The organism is Pedobacter heparinus (genome assembly GCF_032678725.1).
GTDB lineage: Bacteria > Bacteroidota > Bacteroidia > Sphingobacteriales > Sphingobacteriaceae > Pedobacter > Pedobacter heparinus_A.
In genome coordinates this window covers 1-3,758 of record NZ_JAVTSC010000034.1, presented here as the reverse complement: position 1 = coordinate 3,758, position 3,758 = coordinate 1, and the positions used below count along the sequence as shown (strand labels likewise).

Annotated in this window: 4 protein-coding genes; 1 reads left to right on the top strand and 3 read right to left on the bottom strand. The window is 42.9% G+C overall.

Going from position 1 to position 3,758, the window contains the following annotated elements; genetic code table 11:
- A partial coding sequence (locus R2Q85_RS24385) for a hypothetical protein (protein WP_316814421.1) occupies positions 1-2,030 on the top strand: 2,030 nt, incomplete at its 5' end.
- Between the two features lie 19 nt (positions 2,031-2,049).
- On the opposite strand, the gene R2Q85_RS24380 is transcribed toward R2Q85_RS24385, so the two are convergent.
- The 3 genes from R2Q85_RS24380 to R2Q85_RS24370 form a co-directional block, all read right to left on the bottom strand.
- On the bottom strand, positions 2,050-2,343 hold the full coding sequence (locus R2Q85_RS24380; protein ID WP_316814420.1) for a pyrimidine/purine nucleoside phosphorylase: 294 nt from the start codon (positions 2,341-2,343) through the stop codon (positions 2,050-2,052).
- A 71-nt stretch (positions 2,344-2,414) separates the two neighbouring features.
- On the bottom strand, positions 2,415-2,876 hold the full coding sequence (locus R2Q85_RS24375) for a hypothetical protein (RefSeq protein WP_316814419.1): 462 nt from the start codon (positions 2,874-2,876) through the stop codon (positions 2,415-2,417).
- Between the two features lie 101 nt (positions 2,877-2,977).
- Positions 2,978-3,758: type IX secretion system membrane protein PorP/SprF (locus tag R2Q85_RS24370; RefSeq protein ID WP_316814418.1), on the bottom strand; the 781-nt coding region annotated here is incomplete at its 5' end.

Genomic DNA, 3,758 nt, shown 5'->3' with positions numbered 1-3,758 from the left:
TAGGAAGCATTACAGGAACAGCAGCTACAGTGACTAATGCTGCTCAACCGACTATTACCTCGGTAGGAACCTTGACCGGCTTGACAGTTACCAATCCAATCTCAGGTAGCATTAACGGCAACGCCGCCACAGCTACTAAACTTGTAACATCAAGAACAATCAATGGCGTATCTTTCGACGGAACAGAAGACGTGACCATCCCAGTTGCAGCAGCAGGCCTTACCGGTACAACCTTGCCGGCAAGCATCGTTAACTCCTCATTAACATCTGTAGGAACTTTAACTGAATTAACTGTTACCAACCCAATCACAGGGAATTTAACAGGGAGTGCTGCAACGATAACCAATGCGGCTCAACCAGCTATTACCTCAGTAGGTACTTTAACAGGTTTGACCGTTACTAATCCAATTGCAGGCAGCGTAACGGGAACCGCGGCTACTGTAACAAATGCTGCTCAACCCGTCATTACTTCAGTGGGAACCTTAATAGGGCTAACAGTTACCAATCCAATTGCAGGTAGTGTAACAGGTAACGCCGCCACAGCTACTAAACTTGCAACATCAAGAACAATTAATGGTGTATCTTTCGACGGAACAGGAAATATTACAATTGCAGCCGCGGCTTCCGGACTTACCGGAACAGCATTGCCTGCAACAATAATAAGCTCGTCGTTAACTTCGGTTGGAACCTTAACAAACTTAACCGTAACCAATCCAATAGCTGGCAGCATTACCGGCAATGCAGCTACAGCAACTACTTCAAGTACCGTTACCACCAATGCAAATCTAACAGGAGAAGTCAATTCAACAGGCAATGCTGCTACCGTAACAAACGCTGCAGTTATAGGCAAAGTACTTACAGGCTTAAATACAGCAGCCGGAACACCGGCAGCAACAGATAACATCCTGTTGGCCATAGGCAAACTTACCGGAACTAACGCCTTGAAAGCCAACCTTGTCTCTCCAGCTTTAACTGGAATACCAACTGCCCCAACCGCAACTCCAGGAACCAACAATACCCAACTTGCGACTACTGCTTATGCAGATGCAACAGCTTCAATATCAGTAGCAGATAAACAAAATACACTGACCAATTCAGCAGGGTTGGCAGGAGCTTTAAGTGATGAAACCGGTACGGGGTCTGCTGTTTTCGCCATTTCACCAACATTGGTAACCCCGAATCTTGGTACCCCAACCACATTGATCGGAACCAATATTACCGGTACTGCTGCTGGTTTAACAGCTGGTAATGTGAGTACAAATGCCAACTTATCAGGAGTTGTTACTTCGGTTGGGAACGCCACTTCAATAGCGAATGGAGCAATAACAAATGTTATGCTTGCAAATGGAGCGGTAGCCAATTTATCTGGAAACAACACAGGTGATCAGACCGCAACAACTGTCATATCTACAGCAACTGGATCCATTACCGCCACAAATGTTCAGGCTGCAATAGCTGAACTTGATGCGGATAATGCCTTAAAAGCACCATTGGCCTCTCCGTCATTAACTGGTACGCCAATTTCACCCACTGCAGTATTTGGGACTAATACTACTCAATTAGCCACTACCGCATTTGTACAAGGAGCAACTCCCACCTATGCCAGAGTAACAAGTAGTAACGCAACGACCTCAAGTACGAGTTTGGCAGATATAACTGGCCTGTCTCTTGTCCTTGCAGCAAGTACTACTTATGAGTTTGAAGCAGTATTATCAACAGGTACAAGCAATGTTACAACTGGCACCAATTACGGAGTTAATTTAAGTAATGTTACCGGTGCCAGTATCGAGGCGCAGATAACAGGTTCAGCTACAACAACAGCATCTAAAACACTACGCATAACTGCATTTAACACAGCTGCCTCTTCGGTCTTTCAAACGATATCAAGTCAAACAGGTGGTGTAGTAATTAAAGGCGTAATTGTAACAGGTACAACTGCTCCAACGCTTACGATAAAACATTTAAAAGTTACAAGCGGTACCAGCACTGTGTATATTAATAGCTTTTTAAAAGTTGCAAGAATACTATAAAAAGGAGTATTGAAGATGACTACCCGTAATAACACAGATAAGCCACATCCACATCACAAATAATATCAAAAGAAGTACCCGCTGCTACTTCAAATTTATCCTGGGCATGATAAGCCTTGAATCCGCTATCGTCTAATTTAACATTCATTACACCCGCCACTATAATCATTTCTTCCGGTGACGAAGTTGAAAAGGTATAGCTACCTTTTTTCATTACACCAAGTGTTGCCTTGCCTTTTTCGGTTTGCAGGCCAAGGCTTTGAACATTGCCATCAAAATACACATTATGGGATATCGGTTCGTTACTGCTCATTGTTTTTTTGTTAAGGTTTTATATTGCGCACAAATGTATTGACTATTGTGCTCATTAAATAAAATTTAACTTCATTTTCTATGAATAATAATAGCTGTTGCAGTGCATAAGTCGAAATTGAGTTTATGAAACAATGTGCCATGCCTTGTATCATCGTGGGTAAGAAAGTAGATCAGGTCCTTTGTATAAACCACCCCTAGGTGTATTCCCCGATCAATAAGTGGTAAAGATTCCTGATCATATTTTAAAAGCTTTTCCAATGCTTCCAAAACCAGTTGCTTTGGATGCAAGCTTATCTGGTTATCAAGTACTGCTGAAAAAGCAGGCTTAGCCGAGCCTGATTCAATAGATAGAACAAAGTCTTCTGAATTTACATAATCAACTAATGCTGCCAGTGTATATTTAGAAAAAGAGTGTTTGGTTTTTGCAAACCCAAACACTCTTTTTAAGGTGGTGATACTAACCCGTCTATCCAGGCGCTGATTAATCTTCCCCGCAATTTTTACACAATCACCTGAAGTAATCGTAGTCAATCCTGTTTTTAAAAGTATGCGCCGTTTTAACTCATCACAGACCATTCAATTTACACAGCTTAGTGTTTTAAATTTCAATAAGCGTTAAAAAGAATTAGTTATTATTTACTCAGGTTCAACCTCAGGTTCAGTTCAAAACTGCCATTGGTATAGCTGCTTAAAGCCGAAGTCTGCGTAGTATAGGTTCCGCTGATCAGGTATTTCTTTCTAAAGTCCATGCCTAAACCAAAGGTTGCATTCCTGGTGCTATGGTACATGGCCAGCAAAAATACCTGCTTATTGGCAATACCAAACTGTGCACCTGCATCCCAGATGTTGTCAAAACCTTTTACACCCCTGTAGGCTACCTTTGGCTCTACATCCATACCTTCAGCACCTTCGCTGATCCCGATCTTATAACTTACCGCCGTATAAAAGGTAGCCACATCAGCCAGCTTGATCACATCCTTTTTCAATACACTTTTCAGGTTGGGGATGGCCGCCTGGACGTTCAGCTTACCTGAAGTATAAGCTACGCCAAAATCCCCATCCAGGTAAGTTTTACGGTCATTGTACTGCCCTACTGTCGGATCGTTAGGATTGCCATAAATGTCTGCATTTTCTAAGCGCTGGCTCATAAAACCCAGGGATACCCCAAAATGCAGCTGATGGTTGTTGTCGTTCAGCTTCAGGTGATAAGCATAACTGCCCACTACCCTGGTCTGTCTTTGCAAACCCGCACTTTCGTTGTTCACCGTTAAACCTAGTCCAACTTTGTTAAAGCCATAATCGGCTGTAAGGTTCTGGGTTAAGGGTGAGCCTGGTACATTGCTCCAGAGTTTTCGATAGGCACCGTTCAGTTTTAAACCTTGTCCTGCTCCCGCAAAAGCCGGGTTGATCAGG